The sequence below is a fragment of the Vibrio sp. 10N.222.46.A1 genome (assembly GCF_041473595.1).
GTDB classification, from domain to species: Bacteria; Pseudomonadota; Gammaproteobacteria; order Enterobacterales; family Vibrionaceae; genus Vibrio; species Vibrio tasmaniensis_A.
Genome location: NZ_JBFRSN010001297.1, coordinates 1 through 275, shown reverse-complemented (window position 1 = coordinate 275; position 275 = coordinate 1). Strand labels below are relative to the sequence as shown.

At 48.0% G+C, this 275-nt stretch carries 1 pseudogene; it reads right to left on the bottom strand.

Annotated elements, in window-relative coordinates:
• Positions 1-32: 32 nt before the first annotated feature.
• A pseudogene (locus AB4496_RS26085) lies at positions 33-275 on the bottom strand (methyl-accepting chemotaxis protein); the annotation flags it as partial.

Below are 275 nucleotides of genomic sequence, written 5' to 3'. Positions count from 1 at the left end.
ATATGCGATAGAAAGCTTCTAGCTCTGAGTTGCTAACTCTTAAACGTATTCGAGAGCTCTTTCAGCGATGTTGCCAACTCAGCCTGCTCTTTCGCTGTTGCAGCAATTTGCGTTGCGCCTGTCGTAGATTCTGTCGACTTCTGCTCTACCGCGACAACGTTCTGAGCAATATCTTGAGTCACTACTGCTTGCTCTTCAGTTGCGGTTGCGATCTGCTCTGCCATGCTGAATATTTCGCTCACAGCCCCTGAAATATCTTGCAGGGTCTGTTCTAC